This window comes from Pseudomonas sp. CDFA 610, assembly GCF_021147865.1.
Taxonomy (GTDB): domain Bacteria; phylum Pseudomonadota; class Gammaproteobacteria; order Pseudomonadales; family Pseudomonadaceae; genus Aquipseudomonas; species Aquipseudomonas alliivorans.
The window spans coordinates 232,572-254,758 of the sequence record NZ_JAGTPM010000006.1 but is presented as its reverse complement, the minus strand read 5'-3'; the positions used below and the strand labels follow the sequence as shown (position 1 = coordinate 254,758).

The window sequence follows — 22,187 nt, the reverse complement described above, 5'->3', positions numbered from 1 at the left end:
GTCAGATACCCGCCATTTCGTTCATCATTTTCTCGATATCGGACAAGCCGTCCTCGGTCAGCGACAGGCCGCTCTGAGCGAACGCCTGAATAAATTCGGCCAATTGCGGTTTCTCGAAGATCAGCCGCAACGGGATGTCGATACCCAGTCCCGAGTGGATTCTGGACACCAGTTGTGTAGCCAGCAGCGAATGACCGCCCAGTTCGAAGAAGTCGTCGGTCAGCCCTACCCGCTCGACCTTCAATACCTCGGCCCAGATCGCCGCCAATTGCTGTTCCTGCTCAGTGACCGGTGCCACGTAAAGGCGTGCAGCCTGGCTGGAATGTGGCTTCGGCAAGGCCTTGCGGTCCAGCTTGCCGTTGGCCGTGAGCGGCATTTCCGTCAGCCAGACAAGGTGCTGAGGCACCATGTAGTCCGGCAGTGTTTCCTTGAGGAACGCCTTGAGCACGTCGCGCATAACGTCGGCCTCGGGTGCCTGATCGTTCGTCACCAGATACGCGGCAAGCTGCTTGCCGGAAGGACCGTCGATGTCGATCACGCTGGCTTCGCGCACAGCGGGGTGTTCAAGAAGACGCGCTTCGATTTCACCCAGCTCGATGCGCAACCCGCGAATCTTCACTTGATGGTCGATACGCCCGGCGTACTCGATCACGCCTTCATGGCGATAGCGCGCCAGATCTCCCGTGCGGTACAGCCGCCCTCCACCCTGCTCGTCGAACGGATCCGGCACGAAGCGTTCGGCCGTCAGCGCGGCGCGGTTGTGATAACCCCGCGCCAGCCCGACACCGCCCAGGTACAGCTCCGCCGCCACGCCCGGTGCGGCGGGCAGCAGACCGTCGTCGAGGATGTGGGTCTTGAGGTTATCGATGGGACGACCGATCGGCACGCTCAGTACGTCGTCCGGCGAACAGGTCCAGTGCGTGACGTCGATGGCCGCTTCGGTCGGACCGTAGAGGTTGTACAGCCCGACCTGCGGCAGGCGCTTGAGCACCTGTCCGGCCAGTTCCGCAGGCAAGGCTTCGCCACTGCACACCACTCGTTTCAGGCTGTAGCAGCTTTCCACCTGTCGATGGCCGAGGAAGGCCTGCAGCATCGACGGCACGAAGTGCAACGTCGTGACCTGATGCTGCTCAATGGTCTGCACCAGTCGCTCAGGATCGCGGTGATCACCCGGCAGCGCCACGGCCAGACGAGCCCCCGTCAGCAGCGGCCAGAAGAATTCCCAGACCGACACGTCGAAGCTGAACGGGGTTTTCTGCAGCACCGTGTCGGTTGCGTCCAGCGCGTAGGCCTTCTGCATCCAGTGCAGGCGGTTGACCAGCGCACGATGGCTGTTGCCCGCGCCCTTGGGTTTGCCGGTCGAGCCCGAGGTGTAAATCATGTAGGCCAGGTTCAGCGGATCCGTCAGGTTGACCGGGTTGGCGGTGCTGTAGCCGTCCAGCCCGTCGCCGTTGCGATCCAGACACAGACTCTGCACCCCGGCAGGCAGTGGCAGACGTGCCAGCAGCGGGGTCTGGGTCAGCAGCAGGCCGACGCCGCTGTCCTGCATCATGTAGGCCAGTCGGTCTTCGGGATAATCCGGGTCCAGCGGCACGTAGGCACCGCCCGCCTTGACGATGGCCAGCAGGCCGATCACCAGTTCCAGGCTGCGCTCGACACAAATACCGACCCGCACATCCGGACCGACACCCGACTCCCGCAGTCGGTGGGCCAGTTGGTTGGCGCGGGCGTTGAGCTGCGTGTAGCTCAGCTGTTGTTGATCAAAGATCAACGCGGGCGCGTCCGGCGTTTTTTGAACCTGAGCCTCGATCAGCGTATGAATGCACTGCTCGCTCGGGAAGGCCGCAGCCGTAGCGTTCCAGTCCAGCATCTGTTGGCGTTCGGCGTCGTTCAGTATCGGCAGTTCGGCAATGCGCTGGCCGGGATTGGCGCAGATGGCTCGCAACAGGGTTTGCCAGTGCCCGGCCATGCGCTCGATGGTGCTGCGATCGAACAATGCGGTGGCATAAGTCATGCCCGCACTTAACCCACCCTCGTGTTCGGCGGTATTCAGGGTCAGGTCAAACTGCGCCGGGTAGCTGTCGAGTTCGACTGATTCAACCTGCAGCCCCGCCACCTCGCTCACTTCGGCGCTGGCCTGATTCTGATGGTTGAATATGACCTGGAACAGCGGACTGTGACTGAGGCTGCGTTGCGGCTGCAGGGCTTCGACCAGTTGCTCGAACGGCAGCTCCTGATGCGCCTGAGCCTGCAGCGCGGTCTGTTTGACCTGTTGCAACAATTCATCGAAGGTCGTGTGCAGGTCGAACCCGGCGCGCAACACCTGAGTATTGACGAAAAAGCCGATCAGGCCTTCGGTTTCAGCACGGGTGCGGTTGGCAATCGGCACGCCAACCCGAATGTCGGATTGACCGCTGTGGCGATGCAGCAGGCTCTGGAACGAGGCCAGCAGCACCATGAACAGGCTCACGCCCTGCTGACGGGCCACGTTTTTCAGCCCTTCGATCAACGCCTCATCCAGCTCGATGGCAAGTCGCGCCCCGGCATGACTTTGCAACGCCGGACGCGGTCGGTCGGCAGGCAGCTCCAGAATCGGTTGCTCGTCACCCAGTTGCTGTTTCCAGTACGCCAACTGCCGGGCCTGCTCGCCCGCTTCCATCCAGCTTCGTTGCCAGAGCGCGTAATCAGCGTACTGCCTGGTCAGCTCGGCCAACTGCACGTCATGGCCCTGACTGAAGCCTTCATAGAGACGCACCAGTTCCTTGACCATGATCGGCATCGACCAGCCATCGGACACGATGTGGTGCTGGGTCAGAATCAGTACATGCTCATCGCGGCCCGGATGCAGCAGTTTGACGCGCAGCAGCGGCCCCCGCTCCAGGTCGAACGGACGCTGCACTTCGTGTTGCACAACAGCTTCAATACTCTGCCCACTCGGCACCGGCTCGACCGTCAGGGTGAAGGCGCGGGCCGGATGGATGATCTGTACCGCCAGCTCGCCGTCCTGACGGAAGGTGGTACGCAGGGTTTCATGGCGGGCAATCAGTGCGCTGAAACTGTTTTCCAGCGCAGCGATATCCAGCGAGCCTCTCAGGCGCAACACAGCGGGCATGTTGTAGGCCGTGCCTTGCGGGTCCAGTTGCCAGAGAAACCATTGACGTTGCTGGGCGTAAGACAGACCCAACGGCTTGCTGCGGTCGGCTTTGACAAATGACGGCGTGCCGGCAGCCTGACCCTGACCTGCGCACTGCGCGAATGCGGCCAGATCCCGGGCTTCAAACAGATGTCGCAAGGACAGCTCGACACTGAGCTGCTGACGAACACGCGAAATGACCTGCGTGGCCAGCAGTGAATGCCCACCCAGTTCGAAGAAATTGTCGGTACGACCAACCTGCTCGACCTTCAGCACCTCGGCCCAGATCGCGGCCAGTTGCTGTTCCAGCTCACCTTCGGGCGCCACGAACTGCGCCTGCAACTGAGTGGCATCTGGCGCAGGCAGTGCCTTGCGGTCCAGCTTGCCGTTGGCGGTCAGCGGCATGGCATCCAGCAACACGAAATGGGTCGGCACCATGTAGTCCGGCAGGTGGGCTTTCAGCTCGCTTTTCAGGGTTTCACGCAGGGTGTGCGGCTCCCGTGCAGGGTCGGTCGGCACCACATACGCCACCAACTGACCCTCCAGCGCCAGCACGATCACTTCGCGCACCTGGGGGTGGGTCTGCAAACGCGCTTCGATCTCCCCCAGTTCGATGCGGAAGCCACGGATCTTCACCTGATGGTCGATACGCCCGGCGTACTCGGTCACGCCTGCCGAGCGATAACGCGCCAGATCGCCGGTGCGGTACAGGCGTCCGCCATCCTTCGAAAACGGATCAGGCACGAAGCGTTCGGCGGTCAGCGCCGCACGGTTGTGATAACCCCGCGCCAGGCCCGCATGACCGATGTGCAGTTCACCGCTGCACCCCTGAGCGACGGGATTGAAGTCGGCGTCCAGCACGTACCACGACAGGTCAGGAATCGCCTCGCCAATCGGGCTCGCAGGGTTCTGCGTGTCGGCCTGGGTGATCGGCCGATATGTGACGTGAACGGTGGTTTCGGTGATGCCGTACATGTTGATCAGTTCGGGAGACTGATCGCCAAAGCATTCGAACCAGGGCGTCAGGCTGGTCACGTCCAGGGCTTCGCCACCGAAGATCACCGAACGCAGGGCCAGGGGTTTGTCGTTCTCGCAGGCCACGTGCATCAGTTGCTTGAAGGCCGACGGGGTCTGGTTCAGCACGGTGACCTGCTGCTCGATCAGCAAGGCATGAAAGTCTTCCGGCGAGCGGCTGGTGTCACGCGGCACGATCACCAGTCGACCGCCATGCAGCAGCGCGCCGAAGATTTCCCAGACCGAGAAGTCGAAGGCGAAGGAGTGAAACAGCGTCCAGACGTCCTTTTCGTCGAAGCCAAACCAGTCATCGGTGGCCGCGAACAGGCGCATCAGGTTGCGGTGCGCCAGCAGCGTGCCCTTGGGCTTGCCGGTCGAACCTGAGGTGTAGATCACATAGGCCAGGTTGTCCGGCGTCGTATGGTTGACCAGATTTTCAGGGCTGTAGCCGTCCAGCGAAGCCTCGATCAACAGGCACTGCACATGCGCCGGAACCGGCAGCAAGTCCAGCACCGATGCCTGGGTCAGCAGCAGTTCGATGCCGCTGTCCTGCATCAGGAACGCCAGGCGGTCCTGAGGATAATCCGGATCCAGCGGCACGTAGGCGCCACCGGCTTTCAGGATCGCCAGCAGACCGACGATCATGTCCAGACTGCGCTCGGCCGCCAGCCCCACGCGCACGTCCGGACCAACGCCCTGCTCGCGCAGTTTGTGGGCCAACCGGTTGGCGCGGCGGTTGAGCTGATCGTAGCTCAACTGTTCACTCTCCAGACTCAGGGCAATGGCCTGCGGTGTTTTCAACGCCTGAGTTTCAAAAAGCTGATGCGCGCAATGCTCGGTCGGAAAAACCTTCAGACCGGCATTCCAACCCTGCAAGGTCGCCTCGTACTCCTCGGCGCTCAGCAACGGCAGGTCGGCAATGCGCTGCTGTACATCGCTTGTCATGGCTTGCAGCAGGTTGTGCCAGTGACCCGCCATGCGCTCGATGGTGGATGCGTCGAACAGGTCAGTGGCGTAGGTCAACGATGCGCCGAGCCCGTCCAGACGCTCACAGGTGTCCAGCGTCAGATCGAACTGCGCGGTGTGTTTGTCGGACAGCTGATATTCAAGACGCAGCCCCGCCAGCTCGCGGGCTTCGTTGCGGGCTTCGGTCTGGTGGTTGTAAGCGACCTGAAACAGCGGACTGCGACTCGGGTCGCGCTCCGGCTGCAGGGCTTCGACCAATTGTTCGAACGGCAAGTCCTGATGGGCCTGAGCCTGCAAAGCAGTCTGTTTGATCTGTTGCAGCAGTTCGGCCACGCTGGTTTGCGCCGAGAACTCGGCCTTGAGCACCTGAGTGTTGACGAAAAAGCCGATCAGCCCTTCGGTTTCGCTGCGGTTGCGGTTGGCAATCGGCACGCCGACGCGCACATCGTCCTGCCCGCTGTAGCGATGCAGCAGGGTCTGGAACGAGGCCAGCAACAGCATGAACAAGGTGATGCCCTGCTCACGGGCGAGGGACTTGAGGCGGTTCAACAGTGCGGCGTCCAGCTCGATATTCAAGCGTGCGCCATGAAAGTTGCGCACAGCCGGACGTGGACGGTCGGTGGGCAATTCCAGCACCACTGACTGATCGCCGAGCCGGGTTTTCCAGTACTCCAGCTGCCGTGCCTGTTCACCCATTTCCAGCCAGTTACGTTGCCAGATCGCATAGTCAGCGTACTGAATCGGCAGCGGCTCACGTTCGATCGCGCGCCCCTGACTGATCGCCTGATAACCCTGCAGCAGTTCCTCGACCATGATCGGCATCGACCAGCCATCGGACACGATGTGGTGCTGGGTCAGGACCAGCACGTGCTCGTGATCGGCGATCTGCAGCAGCCTGACGCGCAGCAGCGGTCCGTGCTGCAGATCGAACGGCTGTTGCACTTCGTGATCGACGTAATCCTGGACCGACTGGCCATCGACAAGCCGGTCGACGTTCAGCACAAAAGCCGACGCCGGATGCACAACCTGAAACGCTTCGTCACCCTGCTGCTCGAAGCTTGTACGCAGGGTTTCGTGGCGCTCGATCAACGTCTCGACGCTGCGACGCAGGGCTTCACGGTTCAGCCGACCATGCAGCCGCAAAGCCAGCGGGATGTTGTAGGCCGCGCTGTGCGGCTCCAGTTGCCAGAGAATCCATTGCCGCTGCTGTGCAAAGGACAGCGCAGCCGGTTCCTGCGTCTCCCTGGGGAAGATCGGCGTGACTCCATAAAGATTCACCCCCTGACGCTTGAGCAGGACCGCAAGCGCCTTGCGTTCACGGGGGGACAGCGATTTAACGGAGTCAAGCAACTGGTGCACGGGTGTTTCTCCTGAACAACTGAACTGAAGCATTCCTGAGGGAACGGGCGCTGTGCCCTGACGAAACGCTATCTCGCGGCAGATACTGGACCGTGGAAGGCGGCTTGCCTGCGATCATGGATGCGGTTTGTCAGGCAAACCGCGTCGTCGTTTTTCGCGCACAAGCCCTCTCCCACAGTCTGTTTTTTGCTGCGAACCTGCGCTGTGTCAGGGAATAAAAATGCCCTTGCGCCACGCAACACCATCAGGCCAGCAAATTATCAATTTCCTCCGCTGATAAACGTTTGAGAGCCTCCAGTGATTTAGTCAATTCGTCCTGTGCATGGTCACTTTCGCCGTTTTTCTGTTGAATCGTGACGCTGAAATCGGCGAGCACGGGGTGTTCGAACAGATCCTTGAGGCTGACCTCGTGCTGCAACTGTTCACGCACACGTACCAGCATCTGCACCGCCACCAGCGAATGTCCGCCCAGTTCGAAGAAATTGTCGGTACGACCAACCTGCTCGATCCTCAGCACCTCGGCCCAGATCGCGGCCAGCTGTTGCTCCAGTTCACCTTCGGGCGTCACGAACTGCGCCTGCAACTGAGTGGCATCCGGCGCAGGCAGTGCCTTGCGGTCCAGCTTGCCGTTGGCGGTCAGCGGCATGGCATCCAGCAACACGAAATGGGTCGGCACCATGTAGTCCGGCAGGTGGGCTTTCAGCTCGCTTTTCAGGGTTTCACGCAGGGTGTGCGGGTCCTGTGCAGGGTCGGTCGGCACCAGATACGCCACCAACTGACCCTCCAGCGCCAGCACGATCACTTCGCGCACCTGGGCGTGGGCCTGCAAACGCGCTTCGATCTCTCCCAGTTCGATGCGGAAGCCACGGATCTTCACCTGATGGTCGATACGCCCGGCGTACTCGATCACGCCTGCCGTGCGATAACGTGCCAGATCGCCGGTGCGGTACAGGCGTCCGCCGTCCTTCGAAAACGGATCAGGCACGAAACGTTCGGCGGTCAGCGCCGCACGGTTGTGATAACCCCGCGCCAGGCCCGCATGACCGATGTGCAGTTCACCGCTGCACCCCTGAGCGACGGGATTGAAGTCGGCGTCCAGCACGTACCACGACAGGTCAGGAATCGCCTCGCCAATCGGGCTCGCAGGGCTCTGCGTGTCGGCCTGGGTGATCGGCCGATACGTGACGTGAACAGTGGTTTCGGTGATGCCGTACATGTTGATCAATGTGGGGGACTGATCGCCAAAGCGTTCGAACCACGGCGTCAGGCTGGTCACGTCCAGGGCTTCGCCACCGAAAATCACCGAACGCAGGGCCAGGGGTTTGTCGTTCTCGCAGGCCACGTGCATCAGTTGCTTGAAGGCCGACGGGGTCTGGTTCAGCACGGTGACCTGTTGATCGATCAGCAAGGCATGAAAGTCTTCCGGCGAGCGGCTGGTGTCACGCGGCACGATCACCAGTCGACCGCCGTGCAGCAGCGCGCCGAAGATTTCCCAGACAGAGAAGTCGAAGGCGAAGGAGTGAAACAGCGTCCAGACGTCCTTTTCGTCGAAGCCAAACCAGTCATCGGTGGCGGCAAAAAGGCGCATCAGGTTGCGGTGCGCCAGCAGCGTGCCCTTGGGCTTGCCGGTCGAACCCGAGGTGTAGATCACATAGGCCAGGTTGTCCGGCGTCGTATGGTTGACCAGATTTTCAGGGCTGTAGCCGTCCAGCGAAGCCTCGATCAACAGGCACTGCACATGCGCCGGAACCGGCAGCAAGTCCAGCACCGATGCCTGGGTCAGCAGCAGTTCGATGCCGCTGTCCTGCATCAGGAACGCCAGGCGGTCCTGAGGATAATCCGGGTCCAGCGGCACGTAGGCGCCACCGGCTTTCAGGATCGCCAGCAGGCCGACGATCATGTCCAGACTGCGCTCGGCCGCCAGCCCCACGCGCACGTCCGGACCAACGCCCTGCTCGCGCAGTTTGTGGGCCAACCGGTTAGCGCGGCGGTTGAGATGGTCGTAGCTCGCCTGTTCACTCCCCAGACTCAGGGCAATGGCCTGAGGTGTTTGTGCAGCCTGCGCCTCGAAACGCTGATGAGCGCACTGCGTGGTCGGCCAGACCTGTACCGCCTGTGTCCAGTTGACCGGCAGCGACAATTCGCCCAGACAGGCGGATGCTTCGGCACTCAGGCGTTGCAGCAGATGACCAAAGTGCGCGGCCAGTTGCGCGACCGCTTCGGCGCTGAAGTGCTGACGGTCGTAACTGAAGCGGACCGACAGGACGTCGGCAGCCTCGATCACCAGCGTCAGCGGGTAATGCGCCTGCTCCTGATTAAGCAACTCGCTGAACGTCAGCCCGTCCGGCGCACGCTGCAGCGCCTCGGACATCGGGTAGTTCTCGAACACCAGAATGTTGTCGAACAACGCTTCGCCGCCGCTCCGCGCCCAGCGCTGAATGTCATACAACGGCGTGTGTTCATGCTCGCGCAGCGCCAGGTTTTTCGCCTGCACCTGCTGCACCCAGTCGGCAACGGTCTGCTCAGGGCGCGGGCTGGCAATGACCGGCAGGGTATTGATGAACAGACCGAGTTGCTCCTCGACGCCTGGCAGGTCCGACGGGCGTCCGGCCACGGTGGCACCGAAGGTCACGCTCGACTGACCGGTGTAGCGTTGCAGCACCAGTAGCCACGCAGACTGCACCAGCGTGTTGAGGGTCACGCGTTGCTCACGGGCAAACTCGCTCAGGCGTCTGGTGCCGTCTGCATCGATCAGATGCACGTGATCGGCATGCCCCTGCCCACTCGGCGACGACTTGAGCGCCTGCACCAGCCGGGTCGGCTCGTCCAGCTCGGCCAGTTGCGTGGTCCAGAAACGCTGGCTGAGATCAGCGTCCTGAACGCTCAGCCACTCGATGTAATCCCGATAACGCCCGGCCGGTTTCGGCAGCGACTGGCCGCTGTAACGCTGCAGCACTTCACCCAGCAGGCGCGAGCTGCTCCAGCCGTCCATGAGAATGTGATGGCTGGTATAGATCAGGTGATAAGCGTGTTCGCCGGTCTGCAAAAGAGCCAGTCGCAACAGCGGCCCCTGTGCCAGGTCGAAGCCCTGCTGACGGTCGTCGTTCGCCCAATCATTCAGCCAGTGGTGCGGCTTGCCACGCGCATCCAGCACCACGAACGGCATATCGGCCTGCCGCTGCACGACTTGCAACGACTGCTCAGCATGGCTGACAAAACAGCTGCGCAGCACGTCATGAGCGTCCACTGCAGACTGCCAGGCCGCCTTGAAACGCGGCACATCCAGCGCGTTTACCGTCACACGAAGCTGATTGATGTAGTTGCCCGCATCCTGCTCGAACAGGCTGTGAAACAGCATGCCCTGCTGCATCGGTGCCAGCGGGTAGATGTCCTGAATATTGCTGGCAGGCACCGGCAGACGGTCAAGCTGTACCTGACTCAGACGGGCCAGCGGGAAGTCCGACGGTGTGACACCCTGATGCCCGGCTGCACAATGTTCGATCAGTGTGGTCAAGGCCTGTTCGTAACGACGCGCCAAGGCGTCGATGGTCGAGGGCTGGTATTGCTCGCGGCTGAACGTCCAGTTCATCTGCAACTGGCCGTCGAACACCTGGCCATTGAGGCTCAGGCTATTGGCCAGCGGGCCGTCTTCATCCAGTGCGACACCGGCACTGTCTGCGCTTGGCAGCCACAGGGCATCCTGGCTGTCGAAACTGGCGTCGAACTGGCCCAAATAGTTGAACGTGACGTGCGCTTCGGGCAACGCAGCCCATTCGCGGGCGAACGACGGCTCGCGCAGATATCGCAACACGCCGTAACCGATGCCCTTGTTCGGCACCGCGCGCAGTTGTTCCTTGATGCCGCACAGGCTCGCAGCCAGCGTGGACTGAGGCGTCAGGCGGACCGGAAACAGGCTGCTGAACCAGCCGACTGTGCGGCTGAGGTCCATGTCATCGAACAGGTCTTCGCGGCCATGACCCTCCAGCTGAATCAGCACGGATGGTTGTTGACTCCACTCGCAGAGCACCTGCGCCAGTGCCGTCAGCAGCAGGTCATTGACCTGAGTGCGGTAGGCCGACGGCGCGACTTTCAGCAACTGATGGGTCAGTTCCCTGCTCAGCCAGGACGATGCATGGGCTGCGTCGCGATTGCGCTGCGTGCCATTCGGCTTGTCGCGAGGCAGCGGCTGATCGGCACCCTTCAAGGCCTGCAGCCAGTAATCACGCTCGGCTGTGAGCGCGTCGCTCTTTGCATGGTGCTGCAACTGTTCGGCCCAACGCTGGAACGCGCTGGTTTTTGCAGGCAGCGTCAGTGGCTGACCAGCCGCCAGCGCCTGATAACTCTGTTGCAGGTCTTCCAGCAGCACCCGCCATGACACGCCGTCGACGACCAGATGGTGAATGACCAGCAGCAGGCGCTGCTCGCCTTGCGGCAGGTTGACGAGCACGGCGCGCAGCAGCGGACCGGCTTGCAGATTCAGACTGCGCTGAGCCTTGTCGGCCAGCGCGGTCAGGTGCTCGCGATTGTCCAGTTCATGGACCCAGAGCAGATTGCGTACGTCCTGCGCACCAAAGCTCGCGTGCCACTGACCGTCCTGCTGGACGAAGCCCAGGCGTAAGGCGTCATGGTGTTCGATCAGCGCAGTGAGCGCGCTTTGCAGCAGTGTCGCCTCGAGTGCCGTTCGCGGCTTGAGCATCACGGCCTGATTCCAGTGATTGCGCTCGGCAATCTCCAGCTCAAAAAAACGCGCCTGAATCGGCAGCAACGGCAATGAGCCGCTGCTCTGCTCCACCGTCGCCACCGGTTTTTTCTGAATCAGCTTTGCCACCGACGCCAACTGGCCAATGGTCTGTTTTTCAAACAACTGCTTGGGGCTGAGCTTGATGCCCTGACGCTTGGCGCGGGCGATAATTTGCAGGCTGAGAATCGAATCGCCACCCAGCTCGAAGAAGTTGTCGCTGCTGCCGACCTGCTCCAGCTTCAAGACATCGGCCCAGACCGCAGCGAGCTTTTCCTCGATCTCGCCCACCGGTGCGGTGTAGCGCTGTAGAACCACGCCCGGCTTGGGCAGGGCACGTTTGTCGAGTTTGCCGTTGGCCGTCAGCGGCAGGCGGTCGATCAACATGATCTGCGCAGGCACCATGTAGTCCGGCAGCCTTGAAGCCAGTTGTTCGCGCAGGGCTTCAGCGCTGGCAGACGCTGCGCAGTACGCAACCAGCTGCAGGCGCGATTCGTCGCCTTCCATCGGCAGCGGCAGTACACAGGCCTCGCTGACCGATTCGAGTGCCAGCAGCACCCGCGCCACTTCGCCAGGTTCGACCCGATAGCCGCGCACTTTGACCTGATCGTCGGCGCGACCAATGAATTCCAGCAGTCCTTCATGATTGCGACGCATGCGGTCGCCGCTGCGGTAGGCCCGAGCGCCATGCTGGGCGAACGGGTCCGGCACGAAGCGTTCGGCGGTCAGCCCGGGTTGTCCGAGATACCCCAGCGCCACGCTGTCGCCGCCGATGTACAGCTCACCCGTCACCTGCGTGTCGCTCAGGTTGAGCACGTCATCCAGCACATACGCCTGAGCGCCCGGCAACGGTGTGCCCACTGGAACAGGACGCAACGGGTCGAACGCGAGCACGTCATGGGTCAGCACCCCGACCGTGGTCTCGCTGGGGCCGTAATGATTGATCACCCGGCATTCCGGCCTGAGCTGTCGAATCTGCTCGATCAGCGTCGGCGAACAGGCTTCACCGCCGACGATCAATGCGTGCTGCGGCAGCACATCGGCGGGTTGGCTGGCCTGCATCAACGCCGCCAGATGGCCGGGGACGATTTTCAGCATGCCGACCCGATGTTCGGCCATGTAACGGGAGAAGCCGTCCGGGTCGAACCCCAAGGTTTCAGGCAGCACGTGCAGGGTGCGACCGGAACACAAGGCGCCGAACAGCACGGTGTGGCCCAGGTCGGCGGCGATGGTCGAAATCAGCGCCATGCTCGTGTCGGGAGCCAATTGCAGTCGATCCAGCAAACCACGTACGTAACTGGCCAAAGCGCCGTGGCTGACCAGTACACCCTTGGGTTGGCCGGTGGAACCGGAGGTGTGAATGACGTAGGCAGGCGATTCGGCGACAAGCGTCGGTTCGAGGGTATTAGCGGGCAAGTCCTGCCACAACGCAGGCGTCCAACTGACGCCCTGACAGCCCTCGACTGCCAGCAACCAGGCCCGCGCATCGCCTTCGTCACACAGCACCACTTTGGCCTTCGCATTGGCCAGCATCTGCTGCAAACGCGCATTCGGCGCCTTGACGTCCAGCGGCATGTACACGCCACCGGCCTTGAAAATCGCCAGTACTGACGTCAGCCAGTCGAGCGAGCGCTCCATCAATACAGCGACCGGCTGGCCTTGCTGTACACCCAGTCCAATCAAGTGGCGGGCGAGCTGATTGGCGGCCTGATCCAGTTCCAGCGTGCTCAAGGTGCAGTCCAGATAACGAGCCGCAAGCGCATGCGGCTGCCGTTCGACCTGACGACGCCACTGTTGCAATGCCGAAAGAGCGGGCTCAAGCGGACGTGGTGCCTGCTCGACCGCCAGAGCGCCCAGACTGAACAGCGGCGCCTCGGGCGCAGCGAGCAGGGTCCGGAACAGGGCCAGCAATTCAGGCACGAAGCGCTCGACCGTCGAACGGCGATACAGGTCGCTGGCAAAGGCCATGTCGCCATGAATCAGCGTGCCGTCATCGGTGATGTCCAGCGCCAGGTCAAAGTGCGCGCCCTGCTTGTCGAAAGCGTATTCGCTGACGTCCAGACCCGGCAGTCTGAGCGCGGCCTTCTGCTTGAGTACCACGTTCTGGTTGAACTTGGCCTGGAACAGCGGGTTGTGACCCAGATTGCGCTCCGGTGCCAGATGATCGACCAGCTGTTCGAACGGCACGTCCTGATGCGCCTGCGCGCCAAACGAGGTGTCACGAATCTGCGTCAGCAGGTCCAGGTAACTCAAGCGTTCGTCAACCTGACAACGCAGCACCTGGGTATTGATGAAAAAGCCGATCAGCCCTTCCGTCTCGGCCCTGCCCCGATTGGCGTTGGGCACTCCGATACGGATATCGCGCTGTCCGGCCTTGCGCGACAGGAACAGCGAGAAACCGGCCAGCACCAGCATGAACAGGCTCATCCCGTGAGTGCGGGCAAAAGCGTTGAGTTGATACGACAGGTCGGCACCGAAATCGAAGCGCAGGTGTTCGCCCTGATAGCTCTGCGCAACCGGCCGCGAGAAATCCTGTGCGGCGTCGAGCAGCGGCTGCTCGTCGCCCAATTGATCGCGCCAGTAAGCCAGTTGCCGCTCGCCCTCGCCCGCCTCCAGCCAGCTGCGTTGCCAGATCGCGTAGTCGGCGTATTGCAGCGGCAGTTCCGGCAGGCTCGGTTCGCGGCCTTCGCTGTAGGCCCGATAGGCGTGGACAAACTCCTGAATCATCACGTCCATCGACCAGCCGTCGGAGACGATGTGGTGCATGCACACCACCAGTACATGCTCCTGGTCGGCCAGGCGGAACAGGTGAACGCGCAGTAGCGGACCCGAACGCAGATCGAAAGGCTGAGCGGTGACAGTCGCCACCTGCAAGGCCAGTTCGGCATCGCGTTGCCCGGTGTCGAGCGCGGACAGATCACTACGCTCCAGCGCCACGTGCTGGTCGTGCAGCACCATTTGCAGCGGCTGGTCGCCGTCGGTCTGGAACACGGTGCGCAGCACTTCGTGGCGCTCGATCAGATGGTCGAATGCACGGGTCAGCGCCGCCTCGTTCAGCGTGCCATGCAGACGCAGGCCGGTGGTCATCTTGTAGGCATCGCTCGACGGATCGAGCTGCCAGAGGAACAGCAGGCGTTGCTGAGCGAAGGACAGAGGGATCGCGGTGAAGTCATGACGACTGACCGGTACCGGCAACAGGCTGAAGTCCTTGCCGTCCTGACTCAGCCGGGCGAGAAACTGTCGGCGTTGCTCCAGCGACAGGCCGACAAAACGTTTCGCGATACGTGCAGCAGTGGTCCCGGTCATGCTTCAAACTCCTCCAGCGAATCCATGAACTGGTCCATATCGCTCCAGTCGTTGTCAGGGGTGTTGGTGGTCAGCAGCGTGACCTCGGCGGCCAGATCGCCCAGCACCGGTTTTTCGAACAGCACGCGCAACGGCAGGCTGACGCCCAGTTGCGTCTTGATACGGGCAATGACTTGCGCGGCCAGCAACGAATGGCCGCCCAGTTCGAAGAAGTGATCATCGAGCCCGACCCTTGGCGTGTGCAGAACTTCCTGCCAGATGGCCGCGAGGCAGATTTCAACTTCGCTGTGCGGCGCACGATAAAGGGCCTGCAACTGACTGGCGTCCGGCGCGGGCAAGGCCTTGCGGTCCAGCTTGCCGCTGGGGGTCAGCGGCAGAGTCGGCAGCAGCAACAGGTGGGTCGGCACCATGTAATCCGGCAGGCTGCCCTGCAACTCGGCTTTGATGCGTTGGCGCAACGTCAGTTGCCCGGTTTCGCTGACGGCTGCGGTGTGCGGCACGATATAGGCCACCAGGTGCGTGCTGCCCGCCAGAGGAATGGCCAGCACCACGGCTTCGCGCACGTCATCGCACTGCTGCAGGCGCGACTCGATTTCACCCAGTTCGATGCGGAAGCCGCGAATCTTCACCTGATGATCGACCCGGCCAACGTATTCGATGGCGCCATCCAGACACTGCCGGGCGCGGTCACCGGTGCGATACAGGCGCTCACCCGCTACGAACGGATCCGCGACGAAACGCTCGGCACTCAGCCCCGGCTGAGCGTGATAACCCCGTGCCAGCCCTGGCCCGCCGATGTACAACTCGCCCACTGCGCCTTGCGGCAGGAGGTTCAGGTCGTCGTCGAGGATGTAAAGGCGACGTCCGGCCAGCGCATAACCAATGGGCACGCCACGCCAGGACACCGCTTCGGGCATCAACGCACTGCAATCATGAATGCTCGACACCACGGTGGCCTCGGTCGGGCCGTAGGTGTTGAGCAGGCGCACATGGCCCAGACCCGCGTCGCGCCACAGACGCAGCCCTTCGACGGCCATGGCCTCGCCGCCCACGTGAATCTGCCGCAGTACGCCGTAGTGCGCGGGCGGGCTGGCCGCGAAGTCCTGAACCAGCGTGAGCCAGTAGGCAGCGGGCAAATCGGCCAGCGTCACGCCATGCTCGACGACTGCCTGATGGAAGGTCGCGCTGTCCCACACCCGTTCGTCACGCAGCACCACGGCTGCGCCTCGGCACAACGGTGGGTAGAACTGTTCGACGAAGCCGTCAAAACTGTGGGTCGCGAACTGCAGCACCCGGTCGCCGTCGCGCAGGTCGCTGTAATCGGCACCGAGGGTGACAAACTCAGACAGTGACCCATGACTGATCGCCACCCCCTTGGGCCGTCCGGTGGAGCCGGAGGTATAGATCACGTAAGCGAGACTGGCCGGATCGACCGGAACCTCCAGGTCTTGTCTCTTGGTCGTGATGTCACTGATCTGATCAATGCACAGGCAATCAAGACCCTCCGGCATTGGCAATGCGGCGAGGCGGTCACTGTGGGTCAGCAGCAGCCTGAGGCCACTGTCCTCCATGACATGCCGCAGACGCTCGCTCGGCGCCGACAGGTCCAGCGGCACATAAGCGCCACCCGCCTTGAGCACCGCCAACAGCGCGACAGGCATTTCCAGAGAACGACCCAGCGCCACGCCGACCAGCACACCCGGCCCTGCGCCGCGCTCGCACAAGCGTCGAGCCAGTTGATTGCTACGCGCGTTCAGTTCGGCGTAAGTCAGGCCGGGCGAATCGGCGCCTTGGGCGAGGATCAGCGCCACGGCATCCGGAGTACGTCTGGCCTGCGCCTCGAACAGTCGATGCGCAGGCGTGCTGCTATCGGCGTTGATCGCGTTATCGACATCCAGCAACTGCATGCGCTCGTCAGCCGCCAGCATCGACAATTGCGACACGGTTTGCAGCGGATCGGCACAGACCGACGCCAGCAGGTTGCGCCAGTGCGCAGCCAGCCGGGCGATGGTGGCCTCGTCGAAAATGTCGGTGGCGTAGGTGAATGCGGCGTTCAACTGCTCGCCTTCACCGCTGGTGGCCAGCATCAGATCACTGGCAGCGGCGTGGGAGCGCTGGGCGAGTGCCTGTTGTTCGGCAGGCAGATTGGCCACGCGCAAGCCACAGGCCAATTGTTTGTCGAGCAGATCGGCGACCACCGGCTGGTGATTGAACATCACCTGGAACAGCGGATTGTGGCTCTGACTGCGCTCGGGCTGCAGGGCGTCGATCACGGCATCGAACGGTAACTCCTGATGCGACTGTGCGCCGGTCGAAGCCTTGGCCACGGTTTGCAGCAGATCCACAAAACGCGTCTGTGCCGTGACTTCGCTGCGCAGCACCTGAGTATTGATGAAGCAGCCGACCAGTCCTTCGGTTTCGCTGCGGGTGCGGTTGGCGATCAACCCGCCGACCCGGATATCGGTCTGTCCACTGTAACGGTGCAGCAGGCTTTTAAAGGTCGCCAGCAGGACCACGAACAGCGTCACGCCCTGACGCTGGGCGAGGGTTTTCAGGTTGCGCAGCAGTTCGGGCTCCAGCGCCAGTTCGAGGCGTGCACCTTCGTGGCTGGGCAAGGCCGGGTACGGGCGGTCTGTCGGCAGCTCCAGCACGGGATGTTCGTCACCCAGATGCGCACGCCAGTAATCCAGTTGCCGCTCCTGCTCGCCGGCTTCCAGCCAGCTGCGCTGCCACACGGCGTAATCGCGGTACTGCACGACCAGCGGCTGAAACGGCAGCGGCTGACCGGCGACCAGCGCGTCGTAGCCTCGCAGCCACTCGTCGATCAGCACGTTCATCGACCAGCCATCGGTGATCATGTGGTGCAGGTTGAGCAGCAGCACATGCTCCTGCGCGGCCAGACGCAAGACGCGCAGGGTGAACAGCGGCCCGAGCTGCAGATCGAACGCCTGCACCGCCTGCCCGGCTATGGCCTGACGCGCCGCGACCCAGCGCTGATCGACCGGCATCGCACTCAGGTCAGTCAATTCGATGCGCACGGGAGTCGCAGACGCCACACGCTGAAACGCTCGGTCGCCTTCCTGACCAAAGGTGGTGCGCAGGCTCTCATGACGCTCGACCAGCGCGCTGAAGGCCTGCTCCAGCAGCGGCAGGTCCAGCGCGCCATTCAGGCACACTGACATCGGCAGGTTGTAGGCTGCGCTGCCGGGGTCCAGTTGCCAGAGAAACCACATGCGCTGCTGCGCGTAAGACAGCCCGTCACGCTCGGCCAGGCCCTCGCACGACGGGATCGGGAACAGCGAGAAATCCATGTCTTCACGACGCATGCCGTCGAGAAACAAGCGACGTTTTTCCAAGGGTAACTCGACAAAACGGCGAGCGAGTTTCTGGGCGTGTTCGGGGTTCATGGGGCATGTCCTTGCTGAATGGGGCTGACCGTGTGGCGCGGCCGTCTCAACAAGAACGAACTGGCGGGGAAATATTTAGAAAGGTTTTGAGGGGGATCGGCATAGACATGTGCGCGCCTTCCAGATCGGACGCCCAGCGTTATACACACGTCTTGCTGCACTCAACCGACTGTGGGAGGAAGCTTGCCGGCGATACTTTTCCTGAAGCAACCTGTCAGTGACTGAACTGGCGCCATCGCCGGCAAAGCGCCTCCCACGGGTAGGCCGTCAGGCAGACGCTTCACGTCCTGTCCGCAGCGAACGCTTAACAGGCGAATTAACTGTCGGAATGCCCCTGAGCCATCGCCACGACCACTTTGCGCTTGCCGGTAAACGGGGCGCGGGAGTGGGCGGTGAGCATGTTGTCGAGCATCAGCACGTCGTTTTCCAGCCACGGGAAGCTGACGGTGCACTCGTCAAGCACGCCGCGAATCTCGTCGAGCAGGGTCTCTTCGATGGCCGAGCCGTCGCCGTAATACACGTTGCGCGGCAGGTCTTCTTCGTCCACCACATCCAGCAAGGTTTCGCGCACTTCCGGCTGCAGGTTGGATATGTGAAACAGGTGCGCCTGATTGAACCAGACGGCGTCTTGAGTAACCGGATGACGCGACACCGCCTGGCAGATCTGCCGGGTGCGCAGTTCGCCGTCATCTTTCCATTCGCACTCAATGGCGTGGGCACGGCAGTAGGCTTCGACCACGCTTTCATCTTCGGTGTTGAACACCTGACTCCATTCCACGTCCAGCCCGTTGCCGTAGTTGCGCACGTACATCAGCTTCTTTTCGATGAAACGGTCACGAATACGCGCCGGGATGCGACGGTAGATTTCCCGGCTGTCGGCAATGGGTGTTTCGCCGCCGGTCTGCGCAGCGATCATGCTGTAGAACCAGATCTTCATCGGCCATTCAAGGGTGTAGGCCTGCTCATTGTGCAGCGGAATGCTCTGGTGCGCCGGGTATTCGGTGGAGGTGTACACGCCTTTGGTCACGTTGCTGCGGGGCGTGGAACCGAATTCGTAATTGAGCAGCGGGTCGCCGAAGCCTGCGGCGAACTCGCGAAACGCCTCAGGACCACCCACGTCGAAACCGCGAAACAGAATGCCTCCGGCGCGATAGAGATGTTCTGCTACAAGCGGCTTGAACTCGCCCAGTGCTTCCATCAAGTCCAGACCTGGCTCGGGCGCCTGTACCAGCATTGGCAACGTACCTGCCCCCGCCAGCAACGGCCGGATATCCAAACTCAACGCATGACTCATGATGACTCTCCCTTGATGGCAAAAGCGCCTGATCCCCTACGGCCCGACGCCACGCCAATGTCCAGATTGAACGTAACCGGCGGGCGAAAAATTAGCCGGTGCATGACATTCACCCTCGCCTATTACCGCTCTGAAACATTTCCTTTCATTTAGGCGCGAGAAAAAACTACATCTTTCGTATTCTCATTCGTCTTTAACTGAATGCAGGGTCTGTCGGTAGAACCGCGCCCGTTTTTCAGATGTTGCCCCACAGAGAGCCCATGCCTGCCCGAAGGCCGCTCCATACCGTGAATCGAGACCGTTTACCCATGTCGAAGAAATCCCGCTCGAAAATCTGGTTTCTCGTCCACAGCTGGCTGGCCCTGCCCATCTGGTTCTTTGTGCTGATCGTCTGCGTGACCGGCACCCTGGCCGTGGTCAGCAAGGAAATCATGTGGCTGGCCATGCCGGAAATACGCGACAACCCGCCTTCGGACACTGCCGAAAGGATGAATTTCGAGCAGATTCGCGCCACCCTCGAACGCAATGAACCAGACCTGATCGTCGGCACGATCATGCAGCCCGACGGCGACTATTTTGCCCTGAGCGTGTTCGTGACCTACCCCGACGGCCGGTCGGTACCGGCCTACGTCAACCCCTATACCGGGGTGATTCAGGGCCTGACGCCGTCATTCGATTTCCGTCGCTTCACCCGCGCCCTGCATGGCTGGTGGCTGGTGCCGTTCACCAATGGCTACTCGTGGGGCTGGTATCTGGTCTCCATTCTCGGCCTGCCGCTGCTGGCGTCGCTGATCACCGGGCTGGTGGTCTACAAGAAATTCTGGAAAGGCTTCTTCAAACCGCTGCGCGTCAGCCAAGGCCCACGAATCTTCTGGGGCGACCTGCATCGGCTCAGTGGCGTCTGGTCGATCTGGTTCATTGCCGTCATTTCCATCACCGGCACCTGGTTTCTGATTCAGGCAATCCTCGGTGACAACCAGATCAGTATCTCCAGCCGTTCGCAGGTCGCCTCGATCATTCCGCACAGCGCCGTGCCGCTGACCGCCGACGGCAGCCCTGCGCCAACCATCAGCCTGGAAAAGGCCGTGGAAATCGCCAGGGAACGCATTCCCGGGCTTGAAGCCAGCTTCATCACGCCACCGTTCAACGCCTACAGCAACCTGCAGGTCGGCGGCCGCAGCTGGTATCCACTGATGTACCAGACCGCCGAAATCAACCCGTACAGCGGTGAAATCGCCGCCTCGCACCTGCTGTCCGACCGCAACAAGCTGGAGTTCGTGACCGAGTCGATGCGTCCACTGCACACCGGCGACTTCGGCGGCATCTGGATCAAGCTGATCTGGGCGTTCTTCGGTCTGGTGCTGAGCATGATGGTGCTCAGCGGCCTGCTGATCTGGAGCAAACGTACCGCACTGGCCACACTTAACGCCCTCAAGCGCGAGGCGAAGATGAACCCGATTTCCAACCGGCAAACCCCACGGCCGCCATTGGCGACCGGCACCCCGGAGAACAACCTGTGAGCAAGGCCGCTGTCGCGCAACCCGCTTCGTCACTGAGCCGTTTCTGGCACAAATGGCGTTTCCACATCAACGTTCTGCTGATCCTGATTCCACTGGGTTTCATGCCCAAGTACTTTGCCGATAACGCCTTGGACCGTGGCGATACGGGCCTCGGGCAACGGGAGATCGGCGAGTTCAAGGTCGGCCCGTGGAGCCTGCGTCTGGCCGAAGACCGCAACGAGGCGCCGCGCCTGTCCGGTGCGTCGGGTTACATGAAAGGCTTCAACGCTGCGCTGTGCAACGCCTGCATCGACCGGGTCAAGGCGACTTACCTGCGCATCGGCAAGCCCCGCAGCCTGCGTACCGCGGGGGTGATTTTCTTCGGCGGCGGCTATCGCATGGGCGCCTTCATGCAGATCCCGGAAACCACCCACCCCGACTCGGAACTGTGGATCACCATGGAAGGCTGGGACGGTTCCGTGCATCAGACCTCCATCCCCCTGCAACAGGCCTCGCCCACCACCGTGGCCTGGCTGAAAAAACAAGGAGCCAAACCATGAATGCCCGCTTCTCCCTGCGGCGGCTGACGGCCGCTGCGCTCTGCCTGATCGGCCTCGGCCTGAGCACCAGCGCGCTGGCGCACAACCCGATGTGTGAGTGCAAACAGATCGACAATGAACAGATCCGTTGCACCGGCGGTTTCTCCGACGGCAGCGGCGCGCCGGGCGTGACTCTGGACGTGATCGGGTATGACGAGACCATTCTGGTGCCCGGCAAACTGGGCGAGGACTCCACCGTCACCTTCAAGCGCCCCGCTTCCGAGTTCTACGTACTGTTCGATGCCGGTCCCGGCCATGTCGTGGAAATCGACCAAGCGGACATCCCGGCCCCATGAGTACGCCGACCCGACAGATCGTGCGCCCGGCCGGTGCCGGGCATGAAACCCTCTACATCCTGCTGTTATGCCTGCTGATCCTGGCGGCTGCCGCTGGCGTCGTCAGCCTGCGTGGTGAACGTCAGGACGACCCTGGCGTGGCCAGCCACCAGCTTGATGCCCGCCGCGACCTGACTGCCGCCGAACAGGGCATCTACGCGGACCTGCGCGTGACACTGGATGAGATCCGCCTGCTGACCCAGGAACAGTCAACGCAGGTCACGCCGCAACAACTGGGCGAGGAAGGTTTTGCACCGTTCGCCGAAGACGCCAGTTCCGTAAGCCGTGGCGGCCATGCATGGCAGATGCTGGGGCAGTCCTATCTGGGCCTGAGCCAGACGCCGACCGTTGCGGGCTCGTTCCTGATGCGGGTCGACTCCTCGCCGGACGCTCAGGCAGACATCTGGATCAACCGCAAGGCCACGGCTGCACCGGCCGACCTCAGTGACAAGACCCTGATCGGCGCAGGCTGGCAGCAGGTTGTCGCGCAATTCGACGCTGGTGTCACTCGCCAGCATCAGCACTGAAATCATCAGA

At 62.2% G+C, this 22,187-nt stretch carries 8 protein-coding genes; 4 read left to right on the top strand and 4 right to left on the bottom strand.

Annotated features, from left to right (window positions below; all coding sequences use genetic code 11):
- Window position 1: 1 nt before the first annotated feature.
- The 4 genes from KDX39_RS13305 to KDX39_RS13290 form a co-directional block, all read right to left on the bottom strand.
- Entirely contained in the window at window positions 2-6,472 is a 6,471-nt protein-coding gene (locus KDX39_RS13305; RefSeq protein ID WP_231660670.1) for a non-ribosomal peptide synthetase, read from the bottom strand.
- A 244-nt stretch (window positions 6,473-6,716) separates the two neighbouring features.
- On the bottom strand, window positions 6,717-14,516 hold the full coding sequence (locus tag KDX39_RS13300) for a non-ribosomal peptide synthetase (protein WP_231660669.1): 7,800 nt from the start codon (window positions 14,514-14,516) through the stop codon (window positions 6,717-6,719).
- Window positions 14,513-17,923 carry a non-ribosomal peptide synthetase gene (locus KDX39_RS13295; RefSeq protein ID WP_231660668.1) on the bottom strand — a complete coding sequence of 1,137 codons (3,411 nt, stop codon included), beginning with the start codon at window positions 17,921-17,923 and terminating at the stop codon, window positions 14,513-14,515. Before KDX39_RS13295 ends, KDX39_RS13300 begins: the two co-directional genes overlap by 4 nt.
- A gap of 316 nt (window positions 17,924-18,239) precedes the next feature.
- Window positions 18,240-19,217: a TauD/TfdA family dioxygenase gene (locus KDX39_RS13290; protein ID WP_231660667.1), complete on the bottom strand. Its 978-nt coding sequence runs from the start codon at window positions 19,215-19,217 to the stop codon at window positions 18,240-18,242.
- A gap of 308 nt (window positions 19,218-19,525) precedes the next feature.
- On the opposite strand from KDX39_RS13290, the gene KDX39_RS13285 reads away from it, so the two are divergent.
- From KDX39_RS13285 to KDX39_RS13270, 4 genes are read left to right on the top strand one after another with little or no spacing between them, the layout of a single operon-like run.
- On the top strand, window positions 19,526-20,737 hold the full coding sequence (locus tag KDX39_RS13285) for a PepSY-associated TM helix domain-containing protein (protein WP_231660666.1): 1,212 nt from the start codon (window positions 19,526-19,528) through the stop codon (window positions 20,735-20,737).
- On the top strand, window positions 20,734-21,276 hold the full coding sequence (locus tag KDX39_RS13280) for a thiamine pyrophosphate-binding protein (protein ID WP_099226506.1): 543 nt from the start codon (window positions 20,734-20,736) through the stop codon (window positions 21,274-21,276). The genes KDX39_RS13285 and KDX39_RS13280 overlap by 4 nt, the downstream gene beginning before the upstream one ends.
- Window positions 21,273-21,611 (top strand): hypothetical protein, encoded by a 339-nt coding sequence (locus KDX39_RS13275; RefSeq protein WP_099226507.1) that lies wholly within the window; start codon window positions 21,273-21,275, stop codon window positions 21,609-21,611. Before KDX39_RS13280 ends, KDX39_RS13275 begins: the two co-directional genes overlap by 4 nt.
- Window positions 21,608-22,177, top strand: a complete 570-nt coding sequence (locus tag KDX39_RS13270) for a DUF6162 family protein (protein ID WP_184323257.1) — start codon at window positions 21,608-21,610, stop codon at window positions 22,175-22,177. The genes KDX39_RS13275 and KDX39_RS13270 overlap by 4 nt, the downstream gene beginning before the upstream one ends.
- Window positions 22,178-22,187: the final 10 nt, after the last annotated feature.